This window comes from Rhizobacter sp. P2_H3, from assembly GCF_056403355.1.
The window spans coordinates 46,288-63,318 of sequence record NZ_JBFUFQ010000011.1 but is presented as its reverse complement, the minus strand read 5'-3'; the positions used below and the strand labels follow the sequence as shown (position 1 = coordinate 63,318).

At 69.3% G+C, this 17,031-nt stretch carries 13 protein-coding genes and 1 pseudogene; 9 read left to right on the top strand and 5 right to left on the bottom strand.

Features of this window, described 5'->3' with window-relative positions:
* The 4 genes and pseudogenes from AC1D1T_RS04035 to AC1D1T_RS04020 all read left to right on the top strand — a co-directional run.
* Positions 1-295 (top strand): annotated as a pseudogene (locus AC1D1T_RS04035) (ABC transporter permease); the annotation flags it as partial.
* Positions 292-1,542, top strand: a complete 1,251-nt coding sequence (locus AC1D1T_RS04030; RefSeq protein ID WP_477824885.1) for a molybdopterin molybdotransferase MoeA — start codon at positions 292-294, stop codon at positions 1,540-1,542. The pseudogene AC1D1T_RS04035 and the gene AC1D1T_RS04030, both read left to right, overlap by 4 nt.
* Before the next feature lie 14 nt (positions 1,543-1,556).
* Positions 1,557-3,482 (top strand): molybdopterin biosynthesis protein, encoded by a 1,926-nt coding sequence (locus AC1D1T_RS04025; RefSeq protein ID WP_477824884.1) that lies wholly within the window; start codon positions 1,557-1,559, stop codon positions 3,480-3,482.
* Positions 3,483-3,518: 36 nt separating this feature from the next.
* Positions 3,519-4,040, top strand: a complete 522-nt coding sequence (locus AC1D1T_RS04020) for a hypothetical protein (protein ID WP_477824883.1) — start codon at positions 3,519-3,521, stop codon at positions 4,038-4,040.
* 51 nt (positions 4,041-4,091) lie between these two features.
* Here the strand turns inward: AC1D1T_RS04020 and AC1D1T_RS04015 are convergent, their stop codons facing one another.
* The 3 genes from AC1D1T_RS04015 to AC1D1T_RS04005 all read right to left on the bottom strand — a co-directional run bounded on the left by AC1D1T_RS04015 (position 4,092) and on the right by AC1D1T_RS04005 (position 8,311).
* Positions 4,092-4,733: a response regulator transcription factor gene (locus tag AC1D1T_RS04015; RefSeq protein ID WP_477824882.1), complete on the bottom strand. Its 642-nt coding sequence runs from the start codon at positions 4,731-4,733 to the stop codon at positions 4,092-4,094.
* Positions 4,730-7,153 (bottom strand): PAS domain-containing sensor histidine kinase, encoded by a 2,424-nt coding sequence (locus AC1D1T_RS04010; RefSeq protein WP_477991448.1) that lies wholly within the window; start codon positions 7,151-7,153, stop codon positions 4,730-4,732. The genes AC1D1T_RS04015 and AC1D1T_RS04010 overlap by 4 nt, the downstream gene beginning before the upstream one ends.
* Before the next feature lie 183 nt (positions 7,154-7,336).
* The gene (locus tag AC1D1T_RS04005) at positions 7,337-8,311 is read right to left on the bottom strand and encodes an alpha/beta fold hydrolase (protein ID WP_477824880.1); all 975 of its coding nucleotides are present in this window, start codon (positions 8,309-8,311) and stop codon (positions 7,337-7,339) included.
* Positions 8,312-8,489: 178 nt separating this feature from the next.
* Here AC1D1T_RS04005 and AC1D1T_RS04000 point away from each other — a divergent pair, with 178 nt between their 5' ends.
* From AC1D1T_RS04000 to AC1D1T_RS03990, 3 genes are read left to right on the top strand one after another with little or no spacing between them, the layout of a single operon-like run.
* Entirely contained in the window at positions 8,490-9,173 is a 684-nt protein-coding gene (locus tag AC1D1T_RS04000) for a response regulator transcription factor (protein ID WP_477841748.1), read from the top strand.
* On the top strand, positions 9,174-9,602 hold the full coding sequence (locus tag AC1D1T_RS03995; protein ID WP_477824878.1) for a DoxX family protein: 429 nt from the start codon (positions 9,174-9,176) through the stop codon (positions 9,600-9,602). It begins immediately after the preceding gene.
* Entirely contained in the window at positions 9,599-12,577 is a 2,979-nt protein-coding gene (locus AC1D1T_RS03990; protein ID WP_477824877.1) for a sensor histidine kinase, read from the top strand. Before AC1D1T_RS03995 ends, AC1D1T_RS03990 begins: the two co-directional genes overlap by 4 nt.
* A 16-nt stretch (positions 12,578-12,593) precedes the next feature.
* Here the strand turns inward: AC1D1T_RS03990 and AC1D1T_RS03985 are convergent, their stop codons facing one another.
* Positions 12,594-13,235 carry a response regulator gene (locus AC1D1T_RS03985; protein WP_477824876.1) on the bottom strand — a complete coding sequence of 214 codons (642 nt, stop codon included), beginning with the start codon at positions 13,233-13,235 and terminating at the stop codon, positions 12,594-12,596.
* 164 nt (positions 13,236-13,399) lie between these two features.
* Between AC1D1T_RS03985 and AC1D1T_RS03980 the strand changes: the two genes are divergently transcribed.
* The gene (locus tag AC1D1T_RS03980; protein ID WP_477991446.1) at positions 13,400-15,379 is read left to right on the top strand and encodes an amidohydrolase; all 1,980 of its coding nucleotides are present in this window, start codon (positions 13,400-13,402) and stop codon (positions 15,377-15,379) included.
* Positions 15,380-15,390: 11 nt separating this feature from the next.
* On the opposite strand, the gene AC1D1T_RS03975 is transcribed toward AC1D1T_RS03980, so the two are convergent.
* Complete coding sequence (locus AC1D1T_RS03975) at positions 15,391-16,206, bottom strand: alpha/beta hydrolase (RefSeq protein ID WP_477824874.1); 816 nt, start codon at positions 16,204-16,206, stop codon at positions 15,391-15,393.
* 169 nt (positions 16,207-16,375) lie between these two features.
* On the opposite strand from AC1D1T_RS03975, the gene AC1D1T_RS03970 reads away from it, so the two are divergent.
* Positions 16,376-17,029 (top strand): hydrolase, encoded by a 654-nt coding sequence (locus AC1D1T_RS03970; protein WP_047509851.1) that lies wholly within the window; start codon positions 16,376-16,378, stop codon positions 17,027-17,029.
* Positions 17,030-17,031: the final 2 nt, after the last annotated feature.

Here is a 17,031-nt window from a genome sequence, read left to right as displayed (position 1 = left end):
CGCCCGCGCCTGGGCCACGCAGCCCGACCTGCTGCTGCTCGACGAGCCCACGGCGAGCCTCGACCCCGGCGCGAAGCGCGAGGTCGAGGCGCTGATCGAGCAGATCGCCCACACCGGCGTGACGATCGCGATGAGCACGCACAATCTCGGCCAGGCCAAGCGCCTGGCGACCCGCGTGGCCTACCTGGAAGGCGGGCGCGTGGTCGTCGAGCGCCCGGTCGACCTGTTCTTCACCGACGATGCGCTGCCGAGCGAGGCCGCGCAGTTCCTGCGAGGAGAGCTGCCCTGGAGATGACGCCAAGACCCGTGCAGGCGAAGGACGTGCGCATGCACGGCTTCGCGCAGCGCAGCGAGGTGGAAGTGGCCCAGGCCTGGGTCGACGGCCGGGCCGGCGCGCGGCCGCTGCCGGCGCAGGCCGTGGCGGTGGAAGAGAGCGCCGGGCGCGTGCTGGCTGCCGACCTGGTCGCACCGATCGACGTGCCGACGTTCCAGCGCGCCGCGATGGACGGCTTCGCGCTGCGCGGCGCGGAGACCGACGGCGCCGGCGAGTACAACCCGATCGAGCTGCCGGTGCTCGGCCAGGCACTGCCGGGCCGGCCGTTCGAGGGCACGGCGCCGGCCCGCACCGCGGTGCGCATCATGACGGGCGCGCCGCTGCCCGACGGCCTGGATGCGGTGGTGCCGGCCGAGTACGCCACCGAGGCCGCCGGGCGCATCGCGATCACGCGGCCGGTGTCGCCGTGGCAGCACGTCGGGCGCGTCGGCGAGGACATCCAGGCCGGCTCGACGGTGTTGCCCGCCGGGCGCCGCCTGCGGCCGCAGGACGGCGGCCTCGCGGCCTCGCTGGGCTTCGCGCAGCTCGACGTGGTGCGGCGTCCGCGCGTGCGGCTGCTCGTGACCGGCAACGAGGTGGTCGCCCCCGGCGCGACCAAGGGGCCGTGGGAGATCTACGACGCGAATTCCGTGCTGCTTCGCGGCCTCATCGCGCGCGACGGCGCGGAGCTCGAGAGCCACCAGCGCCTCGGCGACGAGGCCGCGGCGATCGGCGCGGCGATGTGCGCGCCGGGCGCCGACGTGGTGCTGGTATCCGGCGGATCGAGCGTCGGCAGCGAGGACCACGCACCGCAGCTGCTGGCCCAGCTGGGCGAGCTCGCCATCCATGGCGTCGCGATGCGGCCGTCGAGCCCCGCGGGCATGGGCCGCATCGGCGACACGCTCGTGTTCCTGCTGCCGGGCAATCCGGTGTCGTGCCTGTGTGCCTACGACTTCTTCGCCGGGCGCGCGATCCGCCGCCTGGCGGGGCGCGGCCCCGAGTGGCCCTACCGCCAGCGCCGGGCGACGGTGGCGCGCAAGATCGTCTCGGCCGTCGGCCGTGTCGACTACGTGCGCGTCCGGCTGGAGGGCGACGCGGTCGAGCCGCTGGCGGTGTCCGGCGCGTCGGTGCTGTCGTCGACGACGCGTGCCGACGGCTTCGTCGTCGTGCCGGCCGAGAGCGAAGGCTACGGCCCCGGCACCGAGCTCACCCTCCACCTCTACGACTGAGCCCCGGGCCCCGTGTGAAACCGACATCGCAATCGCAGTTCCTGGACGTCATCACCCGCGACGAGGCGACGCTGCGCTTCCAGCGGTACCTGAGGCTCGCGCCGCTGGGGCAGGAGCGCGTCGCGCTGGGTGCGGCGCTGCACCGCGTGCTGGCCGAGGACATCGTGGCCGGCATCGACGTGCCGGGCTTCGACCGCTCCAACGTCGACGGCTTCGCGCTGCAGGCGGCCGACACGCACGGCGCGCAGGAAGAGCGGGCCCGCACGCTGCAGCTGAACGACGAGGTGCTGCGGCCGGGCATCGTGCCGCAGCGGATGGCGGCGGCGGGCACGGCCACCCCGATCGCCACCGGCGGCATGCTGCCGCGCGGGGCCGACGCGGTCGTGATGGTCGAGAACACCGAGCTGCGCGGCGAGGGCCGCGTCGAGGTCAGCCGGGCCGCGACGGCGGGCGAGAACGTCAGCTACGCAGGCACCGACATCGCGCGCGGCGAAACGGTGCTGCGCGCCGGCCAGCGCCTCACCTCGCGCGAGATCGGCGTGCTCGCGGCGCTCGGCCTGGCGCAGGTGCCGGTGCACCGCGCGCCGCGGGTCGCGATCTTCTCCACCGGCGACGAGATCGTGGCACCCGGGCAGCCGCTGCGCACAGGCGCCGTCCACGACTCCAACGCCGCGATCATCGGCGCGGCGGTCGAGGAACTGGGCGGCCGGCCGGTGCACCTGGGCGTGATCCCCGACGACGAGGCCGCGCTGACCGCCGCGCTCGCGCGCGGGCTGGCGTGCGACGCGGTGGTGTTCTCGGGCGGCACGTCGAAGGGCGAAGGCGACCTGTCGTATCGGGTGGTCGGCCGGCTGGCCGATCCGGGCATCGTCGCGCACGGCGTGGCGTTGAAGCCGGGCAAGCCGGTGTGCCTGGCGGTCACCGGCGGCAAGCCGGTCGTGATCCTGCCGGGCTTCCCGACCTCGGCGATCTTCACGTTCCACGAGTTCCTCGCGCCGGTGCTGCGCGCCTTCGCGGGCCTGCCGCCCGACCGGCAGGAAACGGTGAGCGCGACGCTGCCGATGCGCGTGAACTCGGAGCGCGGCCGCACCGAGTACCTGCTGGTCGGGCTGGTGCGCACGGACGACGGCCTCGCGGCCTACCCGATGGGCAAGGGCTCGGGCTCGGTGACCACCTTCAGCACGGCGGACGGTTTCATCACGATCCCGCAGCACACCGAGATGCTCGATGCCGGCGATCGCGTCGACGTGCAGTTGCTGGGGCAGGGCCTGGAGCCGGCGGACCTGATCCTGATCGGCAGCCACTGCGTCGGCCTGGACTGGCTGGCGGGGCAGATGATCGGCGCGGGCTGGCGCGTCAAGTCGCTCAACGTGGGCAGCAGCGGCGGCCTGATGGCGGCCCGGCGCGGCGAGTGCGACATCGCCGGCATGCACCTGATGGACCCGGCCAGCGGCGAGTACAACCGGCCGCTGCTGACCGACACGCTGGAGCTGATTCCCGGCTATGGGCGGATGCAGGGCATCGTGTTCCGGCCGGGCGATCCGCGCTTCGAGGGGCGCAGCCTCGACGAGGCGGTCGCGGTCGTGACCGGCGACCGCGACTGCGTGATGGTCAACCGCAACGCCGGCAGCGGCACGCGCGTGGTGATCGACCGGCTGCTGGGCGCGGCCCGCCCCTCGGGCCACGGCGTGCAGACGAAATCGCACAACGCGGTGGCGGTGGCGGTGGCGCAGCAGCGCGCGGATTGGGGCATGGCGATCGACACGGTCGCGCGCCAGTACGGGCTGGGCTTCATCCCCGTGCAGGAGGAACGCTACGACTTCATCGTGCCGAAGGCTCGGCTCGAGCGGCCGGCGGTGCTGGCGTTTCGCCGCCTGCTGGCGGCGCCGGGCACGCGGGCGGCGTTGCGGGGGCTGGGTTTCCGCGTTGACGCGGGTTGAAGCGGATGGTGATCCAGCGTCGGCAAGAATGACGGCATGAAGCAACGAGAACAGACCCGTCGATCCGCCGCAGCGACCCTTCGTCGTCTGTCGAGCGTGCTGCTCTTCATCGGCGCCTTGGCGGGCTGCAACCTGGCGCCGAACTCGGCCGGGCAGATCAGCGAGCGCATCGGCGAAGTGGCCAACGAGCCGTCCAGCAAGGAGCTGGACCTGGGCCGGCTCACCTCGTTCGGCTGGGACAGGCTCTACCTGTTCAAGGCCGGCACCACTCGCGAGGCGATCTGCCGGTTCCTGAGCGCGAACCGCAACCTCTGCGACCGCGTCGTGCGCTACGAGTCCGTGCCGGCGGCCCACATGGCGATCCTGTTCGCGCTCGACGGGCGGCTGACGCACATCGAACTGCATGCGCTGGCCAACGGCGAGTTCGATGTCGACCTCGGTCCTGAAGGTCTGCCACGGTCCGACTGCGTCTTCAGGATCAGGCATGCTGCTTCCACGGGCGAAGCGTCGGTGGCGCACCTGGAGCCGATCCCGGTGGCTGCGTCAGGCCCTCGATAGACCGCGGCCGGGCTCATCGGGGTCGACGCGGGGTGTGCGCGATCTGCGTCCTCATCTCGGGGGCGGCGCTGCCCTGTCGAGCACGTCGGCCATCCTGACAAGCTCCGGAACCGAGGCCGCCTTCATCTTGCGCATGACCTGGCCGCGATGGAGCTTGACGGTGGCTTCGGTGACGTTGACCCTTTCGGCAATCTGCTTGTTCAGCAGCCCGGCGGTGACGAGTGCCATGACCTGGCGCTCGCGTTCCGTCAGCAGCGCGTGTCTTGAACGCAGTGCCGCGACGTGCCCGGCGTCACCGCGCCTCTGGGTCGTCAGCTGGATGGCGCGATTGACCGCGTCCAGCAGGTCCTGCTCGCGCACCGGCTTCGTGAGGACGTCGACCGCGCCTGCCTTCATCGCGCGCACGGCCATTTCGACATCGACATGGCCACTGAGGAGCACGACCGATTGCGCGGCGCCGCTTCGCGCCAGCGTCTCCTGGAACTCGAGACCGCTCTGCCCGGGCAGCCGGATGTCGAGCACGATGCAGGACGGCCCGTGGGGCGGCTCGGCGGCGAGGAAGGCCTGCACGGAACCATAGGTCGTGGTCAGCAGCCCGACCGATTCGAAGAGGCCGCGCAGCGCCTCGCACACACTGGTGTCGTCATCGATCACGACGACGGTCGCCGGCGTGTCGTCTTGATGCTTGATCATCGGGCCGCTCCCGCCGCCAGCGGCACGCTGAAGCTGAAGATGCTGCCGCGCGGAGAATGGTTCGAGGCGGAGATCGATCCCCCATGGGCCTCGACGATGGAACGGCAGATCGACAAGCCCATGCCGATGCCCCCCGCCTTGGTGCTGAAGAAGGCTTCGAAGATCCGATCCATGTGATCCTGCGCGAGGCCCGGGCCGGTGTCCTGAACGCTGACCCGGGCGAACCTGTCGGGGCCCGCTGCACTGCGGATCGTGAGTTGCCCGGCCTCGGTCATCGCCTCCACGCTGTTCATCACCAGATTCAGCAGCACCTGCTGCAGCTGCGTGCGATCGCCGAGCACGATCGGGGTCTCGGGCCCGGCCTGGAAACTCGCCTCGATGCCGCGGCGCCGGAATTCGCCGTTCAACACCAGCAGCACCTCCCGGATCGCTTCGTGCAGATCGGTCGGCGTCATCCGCGTGGGTTCCTTGCGCGCCAATGCGCGAATGCTCGCGACGATCTCCCCGGCCCGATGCCCGTCCCGGACGACGCGTTCGGCCGCCTGCCGCGCGCGAACGGCGTCGAACTGCTTCTCACCGAGCCAGCGCAGGCAGGTCCCGGCGTTGGTGACGATCGCCATCAGCGGCTGGTTGACCTCGTGCGCGATCGAGACCGCCAATTCGCCCAAGGTGGTCACTCGCGAGACCCGCGCCAGCTCGCTCTGGCTGCGTCGCAATTCTTCTTCGGCGCGCTTGCGGTCTTCGATCTCGATGAGCGCGCCGTACCATTTCACGACAGCACCGTGGGCGTCCAGCAGCGGGCACTGCCGCAAGGTGAACCATCGGTATTCGCCGTCCGCACGCAGAATGCGCGCGTCGACTTCTTCGCCGCGCTTGCTGGAACGCACGCGATCCCAGATGCTGCGCATCGCCTCCAGGTCGTCCGGGTGGAAGATGCGGTAGAAGCCTTCGGCCATCACGTCTTCGAATCGAAGGCCGCAGAAGTCGAGCAGGTTCTTGCTCCAGAAGTCGACCTCGCCATCTGCGGTGGCCGACCACGCCATCGCGGGGATCGTGTCGATGATCAACTTGAGCCGTTGCTCGCTCGCCTTGAGTGCATCCTCGGCGCGCTGCAGGTCTTCGAACTCCACGTTCGCGCCGACCCAGCGCACCACGCCGTTCGCATCGGTGATCTTCTGGCCGGCGAAATAGAACCAGCGGTACTCCCCGTCGAATCGCCGGATGCGCCCCTTCAGGCCCAGCTGGTCCTTCGTCGCGAGGCAGTCCTTCCAGATGTCCACCATGCCTTCCACATCGTCGGGATGGTAGAAGTCGAGGAAGCCCCACTCGAGGATCTGTTCGGGTTCGACGCCGACATAGGCGGCCCACTGCCGGTTCACGAATTCTGCCGAGCCGTCCGGTCGAGCCACCCAGGCGAGCACCGGCAGCGAGTCGATGATGAGGCGAAGGTTCTGCTCGCTGGCGAGCAGTGCCGACCTGGCTTCCTCCAGGGCGTTCTCGGTGCGCTTGCGGTCTTCGATGTCCAGCACGACGCCGTACCACTTCACGACCTTGCCCTGCGAGTTCAGCAGCGGGTTCTGCCGCAGCGTGCACCATCGGTACTGGCCGTCGGCACGCCGGAGCCTGCCTTCGACTTCCCGCGAACGCGTCGACGCCATGATGTCCTGCCAGGTGGACAGCAGGGCCGCCACGTCGTCCGGGTGAAAGATGCGATAGAAGCCGAGCCCGAGGATCTCGTCGGCGGGCAGCCCGACGAAGTCCACGAAATGCTGGTTGCAGAAATCCAGCATGCCGTCCGAAGTCGCCGACCAGGCGATGGCCGGGATGGTGTTGATGATGAGGTTGAGCCGCCATTCGCTTTCTGCGAGCGCCTCGCCCGTGGGCTTCTCGGCGCGTGTATCGGCCGGTGGCCTGCGGTCGGTGAGCTCGCGGACCTCGCGGCACGCGAGGCTCGCCTGGGTCGCCGCGATCTTCAGGCGCAGCGACTCGAGGCGCTGCGGAAACCCCGCTCGCCGGGAGCCGGTCACCAGCACGCCCAGGCCGGCGATGTCGCCCATCGCGACGGCCACGACGGACAGCACGTCGCTGCCGAGGGGCATGGCTGATGGGCCGAGCGCCGGGTTGTCCGCCAGCCACTGACCGACCGCACGCCGGATCGCCTCGGGATCGTGCGCGGCGGCGGGCGTCTTGCCGGTGCGCAGGAAGATGTGCACCGTTTCGCTGAAGCGCAGCCCGGCGAAGTCCAGGTCCAGCATGTCGACCAGCGTCTCCAGGAGGTCTTCGACGATGGAGGTCGGGTCCACTCCCCGCCACGTCGCCGGCAGGCGGGTCAGGCGCTCGATGTCGTCGTGGCACTGCTGCAGCTGCGGGTCTTCGGCGGCGGCACGGGAAGGCGATGTGATGGGGGCGTGTGCACTCATGGCTCGACTGCGAGCGATGAGCATACCGCGCCGAATGTGGGCATGAACCTCGACCAAGGTCTAGGAACCTGCGACTTTCCGCGAGGGCCCGACGATCAAAGGAGGATTGAGTGCGTGCGGCACCGGGGGATAGGCTTCAGTCCCCGGACCAGTGGCCCTCTGCGACGCGAGGCACGCATGAACCTATCGATCGGCGAACATCTTCCGGATCTCCCGCGAGATCGGGAGCACGTCTTCTTCGAGCGCGAAGTGCCCCGTGTCGAGAAGGCGCAGGCGCGCGTCGGGAATGTCCCGAAGGTAGGCGTGCGCACCGGCCGGAAGAAAGATCGGGTCGTTCCTGCCCCACACGATGAGCGTCTTCAGCGGACGTGCGCGCATGAAGGCCTGCCAGTTCGGGTAGTCGATGACGTTGCTGAAGTAGTCCGACATCAGGCCGATCTGGATTCTCCGGACGCTGGGGTTCTCGAGGAGCAGGGCATCCAGGTTCCATCCGGTGGGGTCGATGGACTCGAAATTCCGGCTGCCGGTCCGGTACTGGAACATCGTGAAGTCACGGGACACGAGCTGCTCGATCTGCCTGCGCCCTTCCGGGGTGAGGCCCGCCGCACGGGCGCGCATTCCGCCGAGCTGCTCGGCTGCAATGCCTTCGACATACGCGTTGGCGTTCTGGATGATCAGCCCGGCGACCGCCGCCGGATTCTTCACGGCCATGCGAAAGCCCACCGGACCGCCGAAGTCCTGCAGGTAGAGGACGTAGCTTTTCAATCCGATCTGGGAGACGAACGCTGCCATCACATCTGCCAGGCTTTCGAACGTGGGGGAGAACTTCTCGGCAGAAGGGTAGTCGCTGAAGCCCGAGCCCGGGTAGTCGGGTGCCACCAGGTGGAAGTCGTTCGAGAGCAGCGGGATCAGCTCTCGATACATGTGCGAAGACGAAGGAAAGCCGTGCAGCAGCAGCAGGGTCGGCTTGCGAGGGTCGCCCGCTTCGCGATAGAAGATCTTGATTCCTTTCACGACGACCGTCCGGTACTGCACGCGAGACCCCTGCTGCGACTCGCCGGTCGATTCGATGCGACCGGCACGGTCGACGGCGCACGCGCCGAGGTAGCAGCTCAGGACGGCGGCAACGAGTGCTCGCCAAGGAAGGTTCGAGTGCATGGTTCGCGGCTTTCAGGGTTCGAGTTGGCACATCGAACCGAGCCTATCCGCAGGCCGTGCGCGATGCCCCTTTCCTGCGGCCTGCAGGCCGCTGGCCCGAGGGCGTAGGGCGCTCCTGTCGCCGACTCCTCGAGTTTTAACCGCAGTTAACTCGTCCTGGTTGCATCGGAAGGCGACCATGCGCAAACCACATGAATGGAGCATTGCAATGCCTTCGAACAGACCCACGGTGATAGAGCTGGCCCATGACGATCCCGTCATCGAGGCGGGGTTGCGCTACATCCTCGGCGCATGGCCTGAATTCGAGTTGCGCGCCGCGGCCGACCTGGATCGCCCTGACCGGGAGCGGAGCGCGCCGGCCGACGTGCTCATCCTCGACCACGACAGCGGTGTCCGCAGGGCAGTGGGCCTGCAGGCCGATTCCCGCCAGGGCGCGAAGCTCATGGTCGTGGCCATGAGGGGCCAGGAGATCGATGTGCGAAGCGCCTTGGAAGCGGGCATCCGCGGCTACGTGGTGGTCGGCTGCTCGGCGGACGAGATCGTGAGCGCCGCCCGGGCCGTGGCGGCCGGGCGCCGGTATCTGTGCAGCGCCGCGACGCTTCGCATGGTCGACAGCCTGTCGCGGCCGGCCCTGACCGTGCGAGAGGGTGAGGTGCTGGCGCTGGTCCGCCGTGGCCACAACAACAAGGAGGTGGCCCGCTCGCTGGGGATCTCGGTGGGAACGGTCAAGGCGCACATGCGGGGGCTGCTGTCGAAGCTGGGCGCGCGGTGCCGGACCGAGGCCCTCTGGATCGCGTCGCAGCAGGGATTGGCCCCGCGTCCGACGCGCGCAGCGGCCGCTCGAAGCTCGGTGGCGGCCTAGATGAGCGGGAAGGATTCCCCCTGGGCATGCGCCCTGCATCGGCTCTGCCTGCTGCTGCTGTGTTCGGCCTACCTCCAGGGCGGCCTGGAGAAGGCGCTGGATTTCCACGGAGCCCTCGCGGAGATGACCGCATTCGGCTTGCGGCCTGCGGGGTTGCTCGCGGTGGCGGCCATCGCCATCGAGCTGGTGGGTTCCGTGCTGGTGCTTGTCGGCTGGGGGCGCTGCGTCGGCGCGTTGCTGCTCGCGGCCTTCACGCTGGTCGCGACGCTCATCGCGAATCGGTTCTGGGAGGAACAGGGCATGCCGCGCGCGATGTTGACGCATGCCTTCTTCGAGCATCTCGGGCTGGCCGGCGCGCTCGTGCTGGTCGCCTGGCACGACCGCTGCGAGCGCAACGCCGGACTTCGTCCGAGTCCGAGGGCCGGGTGAACGCAGCGTCCAAGGTCGGGGTGGCACTGGTCATCGCATTGAGCTGCATGGCCGCCCGGGCCCTGCCGGCGCAGTACGGCATCTCGCAGCTGTATCACACCAAGTGGACCGCCCAGGATGGCGTGCCGACGGGCATCGAGGCCATCGCCCAGACCCGCGACGGCTTTCTGTGGCTGGGCACCTCGGGGGGACTGTTCCGCTTCGACGGCGTGGAGTTCGAGCGCATCTCCGGCGCCGGTGGCGTCCCGCTCCTGTCGCAGGACATTTCCGGGTTGTACGTGGCCACGGATGGCGGACTGTGGATCGGGCACCACCTCGGCGGCGTGAGCCATCTGCACGAGGGCCGCCTGGTGAACTACGGCCAGGCCCAGGGGCTGCCGCGATCGTCCGTGGCGGGCATGGCAAAGGCAGGGGACGGAACCCTGTGGGCGGGGACGACCCGCGGGCTGTTTCGACTCGACGGCGGACGATGGCAGCCGGCGAATGCCACCTGGAACGTTCCTGCGGATCCGGTCGACGAGCTCATCCTGGATCGCGATCGCACGCTGTGGGTGATGAGCAATGACCGGATCTTCTACCTTCGAGACGGCGCGAACCGGTTCGAGAAACTGCCCGTCGCAGTGCCTCGCAGCAATTCCCAGACGATGCTCCTGCATCCTGGCGGTGCCGCCATGGTGTGCACTTCCGGACGCGTTCGCATGCTGACATTGACCGCGCCGCCCGCGTCCGGTGCAACCGCCCCTGGATGGGTCGACCGCGGTATCACGGCGGCGGCCGGGTGTGCCTTCGACCGCGAAGGCCACCTGTGGGTCGGAGGCATCGACGGCGCCAGGCGAGGCGAGGGCGTCGGCTTCGTGCCCCTCTCCGGGGAATCCGTCTCCCGGATCATCGAGGATCGCGAAGGGAACATCTGGTTTGCCACACGCGGCGGACTCGACCGATTCCGCGCTCCGGCCTTCCTGAAGCTGCCGCTGGACACAGGGTCCAACGAGTTCTGGCTCGCACCCGCCGGGCAAGGTGGCGCATGGATCGGCACCGCCCTCGGCAACGTCTTCCGCGCTCGGAGCACCTCGCTGGAGCCGATCGGTTTCGGACATCTGGCCGGAACGGGACTCGCTGCCCTCTACAGCGACCCGTCGGGCATTCTGTGGGCGGCCGGCGGCGATTCGCTGTGGAAGCATCAAGCCGGTGGACGATGGCAGCGCCTGGCCCATCGTGGAGCGAGCGCCTCTTCTTCCTTCAACTACGCCGGCATCCAGGCCATGACGCAGGACGCGCAGGGCGCGATGTGGGTGTCGGTGCTGCGAGTCGGCACCTACCGCGTGGTCGGCGATGAGTGGACCTTGTGGGGGGGACGCACGGACATGCCCACCCACAACGTGTCGGCCTTGTTCACCGATGCGCGGGGCCGCGTCTGGTTCGGCTATGACGATGGGGTGGTCACCGTCCTCGACGGCGATCGGCTCGCGGCGGTGCTCCCCGCGAGGGAGTCTTCGTCGCACCTGGACCTGGGGTCGGTGGAGACGTTCGCGCAGCAGGCCGAACACCTCTGGATCGGGACCGAGAAAGGCCTGTGGCGACTGAGCGGCGATGCGATCCACCCGGTGATGGGATCGCGCGGTGCGTTCATCCGGGTCAAGGGCATCGTGCCCGGCTCGACAGGGGACCTGTGGGTGAGCACGGCGGATGGCATGGTCCACATCGCGGCCGACGACCTGCAGCAGGCGTTGCGCCACCCTGAGCATCCCGTCCGCCATGACCTGCTGGACCATCTGGACGGGCTGCCGGGGGCGCCCGAGGCGGCGCTGGGCAACGGCGGCCGCCTCTGGATTGCCGCCGCGAACGGCGTGGTATGGACCGACCCCATGCGCATGCCGCGCAACACCATCGCGCCCGCCGTGATCGTCAAGTCGATCACGGTGGACGGTCTCGCGCATGCGTTCGATGCAGGCGCCGCGACGCAGTTGCCGGTGCATCCGCGCGACCTGAAGATTGCCTACACCGCGCCGAGCCTCACGATGCCAGAGCGCGTGAGGTTCAGGTATCGCCTTGGCGACGAGCACGCCGACTGGCAGGACGCCGGCACCCACCGCGAGGCCAGTTTCAGGGACTTGCCGCCCGGCCGCTATCGATTCCAGGTGATCGCCGCCAACAATGACGGCGTGTGGAATGAAACCGGCGCGAGCGTCTCGTTCGTCATTCCTCCCACCTTCGTGCAAACGGGCTGGTTCGTCGCGTTGTGCGCTGCCGCTGCCGCGGCCGCCGTGTGCCTGCTGTTCTCATGGAGGCTGCGCGCGGTCAAGGCCCGCTTGCGGCTGCGCTGGGAGGAGCGGACGGTCGAGCGGGAACGCATCGCCCGGGAACTCCATGACACCTTCCTGCAGGCCGTGCAGGGCCTGGTGATCCGGTTCCACGCGGCGATGGAACAGATTCCGCCGCACGAGCGCTCCCGCGACCTGATGCGCAACGCGCTGGACCTGGCCGACGAAGTGATCGCGGATGGGCGGGATGCGGTGACGGACCTGCGGGGGGTCACCGGCAGCTCGACGGATTTTGCCGATGGCCTGCAATCGGTCGGTGAGCGCTGGTCCGCAGACACCGGCGTTTCCTTTGCGATGCGCATCGACGGGGCTGCCCGCGAACTCGATCCGGTGGGCGTGCCGGAGCTGCAGCGCATCGCCACCGAGGCGCTGAGCAATGCGTTCCGACACGCGGCAGCCACGGGCGTCCAGCTTGGCGTGACGTTTGCATCGAGGCAGCTCAGACTGCGAATCGTGGACAACGGCTGTGGTTTCGACGCGAAGCAGTCGCACGCCGGGCGCTGGGGCCTGGTCGGGATGCGAGAGCGGGCGGATCGTCTGGGCGGGCGCCTGGGCGTCCACTCGGATGCACGCGGCACCACGGTCACGCTGGAGGTCCCTGCCAGGATCGCCTACCGGCACCGGCGGCGCGCGTGGGACGGATGGCGCGGGTGACGCAGAAGAGGGCCTGTCAGGGATCGAGGATCCCTCGCTTGAGGGAGATCATGACCGCATGCGTGCGGTCGCGCGCGGAGAGCTTGCTCATGATGCTCTTCATGTGGGACTTGACCGTGTCCTCGGTGACACCGAGCTCGCCGGCGACCCGCCGGTTCGAGTTGCCGGCCGCGACCTGCTTCAGCACGTCGAGTTCGCGCGCGGACAGCGGGTCGTCGGTCAGGTGCGCGGCCAGTTCGGCGGCCACCTCGCGAGGAATCCAGCGCTCGCCGGCATGGACGGATCGGATGGCGGCGAGAAGCTCGTTGCGGATCATGCTCTTGAGCAGGTAGCCGCTGGCACCCGCTTGCAGCGAGCGGCGCGCCTGCGTGTCGCCCCGGTAGGTCGTCAGCATCACGATGCGAGCGTCGGACCATTGCGCACGGATCGCCACCGTGGCGGCGACACCGTCGACCTCCGGCATCTGCAGATCCATCAAGGTGACGTCGGGGCGGTGCTCGGCAAAGCGTTCGGTCGCCTCGTGCCCGTTGCTCGCCTCGGCGACCAGCAACATGCCGGGCTCCCTCTCGATCACGGCAGCGATGCCCTCGCGCATCAGGGGGTGATCGTCGACGACGAGCACCTTGATCGGCTGGCTCGTCGGGCCCACGGCGTGCATCGGGTGTCTCACTGGAGTCGAACGGTGCTCGCGAGTTTACACACGGGGTCGGTGCGGCACCTGGGCCAAAGGGAGAGGACGCGGCCGCCCTACGGGTCGTGGCGGCAAGACATGACAAGCGGCTCAATGTGTCGTCTCACAACCCGACATTCGGAGGATTCACCATGTCGATTCAATTCGATCAACGCCCGGATCGGCGCGAGTTCCTGCAAGCGGCGTCCCTGCTGGGCCTGACCGCGCTGGCCGGTCCGGTGACCGCGCTGGCGCGCGACATGCGCGTCGCGCCCGACCTGGTTCTGTACAACGGCCGCATCAGCACGCTGGACCCCGCACGGCCCGACGCCGGCGCGGTGGCCATCAAGGACGGCATGGTGCTGGCGGTCGGCAGCGACGCCGAACTGGTGCCCCTCGCCGATGCGCAGACCCGCGTCGTCGATGTCGAGAGGCGCCGCGTGATCCCCGGCCTGACCGACTCGCACACGCACGTGATTCGCGGCGGCCTCAACTACAACATGGAGCTGCGCTGGGACGGTGTGCGCAGCCTGCATGCGGCGCTCGAGATGCTGAAGGCCCAGGCGCGGGTGACGCCACCGCCCCAGTGGGTGCGCGTCGTCGGCGGCTGGAACGACACCCAGTTCGTCGAGAAGCGCCTGCCGACGCTGAAGGAGATCAATGAAGCGGCGCCCGACACGCCGGTCTTCGTGCTCAATCTCTACAACCAGGCCTTCCTGAACCGCGCTGCGCTGCGTGCGGTGGGCTACACGCGCGACACGCCACAACCGCCGGGCGCCATCATCGAGCGCGACCACAAGGGCGAGCCCACCGGCCTGCTGCTGGCCGAGCCCAACGCCTTCGTGCTCTACAACACGCTGGCCAAGGGCCCGAAGCTGGACTTCGACGATCAGGTGAACTCCACGCTGCATTTCATGCGCGAGGAGAACCGGCTCGGGGTCACGTCGGTGGGCGATGCCGGTGGTGGCTTCCAGAACTACCCGGACGACTACGCAGTCATCGACAAGCTGGCCAGCGAGGGTCGGCTGACACTTCGCTTCGCCTACAACCTGTTCCCGCAGAAGGCGAAGGCGGAGCTCGACGACTTCCGGCGCTGGATCGCGACGGGCAAGCCCGGCGACGGCAGCGACATGTACCGCCTCAACGGCGCCGGCGAGATGCTGGCCTTCTCGGCCGCCGACTTCGAGGACCTTCTCGTGCCGCGGCCCGAGATGCCGGCGATGATGGACGCCGACCTGGAGGGCGTGGTGCGCTTCCTCGCCGGCAACGGCTGGCCCTGGCGCATGCATGCCACCTACGACCAGACGGTGTCGCGCGCGCTCGACGTCTTCGAGAAGGTGCACCGCGACCTGCCCATCGACAAGCTGGGGTGGTTCTTCGACCACTGCGAGACGGTCACGCCGCAGAACCTGGAGCGCATCCGGAAGCTGGGCGGCGGCGTCGCGGTGCAGAACCGGATGTCGATGCAGGGCGAAGCCTTCATCCGCCGCTACGGCCTGTCGGCGGCAGCCGAGACGCCGCCGGTGAAACGCATGGTCGAGATGGGCCTGCCGGTCACGCTGGGCACCGATGCGACGCGGGTCAACAGCTACAACCCCTGGCAGGCCCTCTACTGGCTGGTGTCGGGTCGCAGCATCGGCGGCACGGTGCTCTACCCGGAGGAGCGCCGCCTGGACCGCCTGGCCGCGCTGGGGCTGATGACGGCCGACGGCGCCTGGTTCTCGCGCGACAGCGGCAGGAAGGGCGTGCTCAAACCCGGGGCGCTGGGCGACGTGGCGGTGCTCGATCGCGACTACTTCGCCGTGCCCGAGGACCAGATCCAGGACATCGTGTCGGTGCTGACGGTCGTGGCGGGCCAGGTGGTGCACGGCGCGCAGCGCTTCACCGCGCTGGCCCCGCCGCTTCCGCCGGCGTCGCCCAGCTGGTCGCCGGTGCGAACCTTCGGCGGCTACCAGGCACGCCAGCTCACGCTGGGGGACAGCGACCGGCGCTACCAGTACGCCGCGGCATGCGCGTGCCGCTCGGGTTGCGGGCTGCATGCGCATGACCACCTGAAGGCGGCCGGCACCCGGGTGCCGGTGGCGGACGCACCCGCCTTCTGGGGGGCGCTCGGGTGCAGTTGTTACGTCTAGAGTCGCTACGCCTAGAGGCTCAGTGAGCGGGCCGCCTCGATGATGACGGCGGCCACTTCCGCAGGCCGCCGCATCATCACGGCGTGCCCCGCCTCCAGGCTCGTCACCTTGGCGCCGGCCCGTTGGGCCATCGCCTTCTGGGCCGGCGGCGGGATCATGTGATCCTGCTCGGCCACGACATACCAGCTGGGCTTGCTCTTCCACGCCGGTACGCTGACCTTGTCACCGAAGCTCCTCGCGGCGATGGGCTTCTGGTTGACCGCCAGCAGGGCGGTCCGCGCGGCCGGCAGGTCCTGCGCGAAGTGCTCGCCGAAGTTGCGGGTGCTCATCCACAGGTAGCCGTGCGAATCGGGCTCGATGCCGGCCAGGCCCGGCGGCGGCGGGATGTCCTTGTTGGCGAGCATGTCGTTCACCGACTCGCCGTCGCCCGGCGCGAAGGCCGCCACGTAGACCAGGCCGGCCACCTTCTCCTGCCGGCCCACCTCGGTGATGACCGCACCCCCCCACGAATGCGCCACCAGCAGCACCTTCCCCGGTTGCCGGTCGATGGCCCGTTGCGTCGCGGCCGCGTCGTCGGCCAATGCGCTGAGCGGGTTCTGTACGGTCACCACCGTCAGCCCCTTCGCCTGCAGCAGGGGCACGACGTCGTTCCAGCTGGAACCATCGGCCCACGCGCCGTGGACCAGGATCACGCTGACCTGCTTGTTGTCGGCCGCTGCCGCCGTGGCCGGCGCGGCGGCCACGACACCGGGGCTCAGCCAGGCACCGAGCGCGAGGCTGGAGGCGGCTGTCAGCGCGGTCATCTTGGGAAACAGTGAAGTCGTCATGGCAGTTCCGATCTGCAGTTGTGGAAGGCCCACTGTCGTCGGATGCCTTCGCTTTCGCATTGGCCCAAGGTGGGGTGCGGTGGTGGCCGCAGGTGCGTTGTGGGCGCGTGCCGCGGCCGGGAGACTGTGGGCTCGCAACCCGTCAACCCGTCCTCGAAGGAGAGATCCCATGACCCTCACTGCCAAGCCCGCCGCGGGCTCGCGGCTGCTCACCCCGACCGATCACACGCTGGTGTTGATCGACTTCCAGCCGCAGATGGCATTCGCCACCCAGTCCATCGACGGCGTGAGCCTGCGCAACAACGCCCGCATCGCGGCGCGTGCGGCCGCAGGCTTCAAGGTGCCGACCCTCCTGACCACCGTGGCGGCGAAGAGCTTCTCGGGGCCGATGTTCGACGAGGTCATCGAGGCCTTTCCCGACCAGGAGATGCTCGATCGCACCACGATGAACTGCTGGGAAGACGCGAACGTCATCCGTGTCGTCAACGCGATCGGAAAGCCGCGCGTGGTGCTGGCCGGCCTCTGGACCTCGGTGTGCATCGTCGGGCCGGCGCTGTCGGCGATCGAGCAGGGCTTCGAGGTCTTCGTGCTCACCGATGCCTGCGGTGACGTGACGGCCGAAGCCCACGAGCGCGCGGTGCAACGCATGGTGCAGGCCGGCGCGCAGCCGATGACCGCGCTGCAGTACCTGCTCGAGCTGCAGCGCGACTGGGGGCGCGGCGAGACCTACGACCTGACCACCGGCATCGCCCGGCAGCTGGCCGGCGGCTACGGCGTGGGCATCGCCTACGCCAAGGCGATGTTCGGCGCCACCGAAGGCTGATG

What these genes read in the sequence shown, in the direction of transcription:
- AC1D1T_RS03995 (WP_477824878.1), top strand. Translation starts at nt 9,174, where the DNA reads ATGAGCGGGAAGGATTCCCCCTGGGCATGCGCCCTGCATCGGCTCTGC.
- AC1D1T_RS03975 (WP_477824874.1), bottom strand. Translation starts at nt 16,206, where the DNA reads ATGACGACTTCACTGTTTCCCAAGATGACCGCGCTGACAGCCGCCTCC.
- AC1D1T_RS03985 (WP_477824876.1), bottom strand. Translation starts at nt 13,235, where the DNA reads ATGCACGCCGTGGGCCCGACGAGCCAGCCGATCAAGGTGCTCGTCGTC.
- AC1D1T_RS03980 (WP_477991446.1), top strand. Translation starts at nt 13,400, where the DNA reads ATGTCGATTCAATTCGATCAACGCCCGGATCGGCGCGAGTTCCTGCAA.
- AC1D1T_RS04000 (WP_477841748.1), top strand. Translation starts at nt 8,490, where the DNA reads ATGCGCAAACCACATGAATGGAGCATTGCAATGCCTTCGAACAGACCC.
- AC1D1T_RS04005 (WP_477824880.1), bottom strand. Translation starts at nt 8,311, where the DNA reads ATGCACTCGAACCTTCCTTGGCGAGCACTCGTTGCCGCCGTCCTGAGC.
- AC1D1T_RS04015 (WP_477824882.1), bottom strand. Translation starts at nt 4,733, where the DNA reads ATGATCAAGCATCAAGACGACACGCCGGCGACCGTCGTCGTGATCGAT.
- AC1D1T_RS03970 (WP_047509851.1), top strand. Translation starts at nt 16,376, where the DNA reads ATGACCCTCACTGCCAAGCCCGCCGCGGGCTCGCGGCTGCTCACCCCG.
- AC1D1T_RS04020 (WP_477824883.1), top strand. Translation starts at nt 3,519, where the DNA reads ATGAAGCAACGAGAACAGACCCGTCGATCCGCCGCAGCGACCCTTCGT.
- AC1D1T_RS04010 (WP_477991448.1), bottom strand. Translation starts at nt 7,153, where the DNA reads ATGAGTGCACACGCCCCCATCACATCGCCTTCCCGTGCCGCCGCCGAA.
- AC1D1T_RS04030 (WP_477824885.1), top strand. Translation starts at nt 292, where the DNA reads ATGACGCCAAGACCCGTGCAGGCGAAGGACGTGCGCATGCACGGCTTC.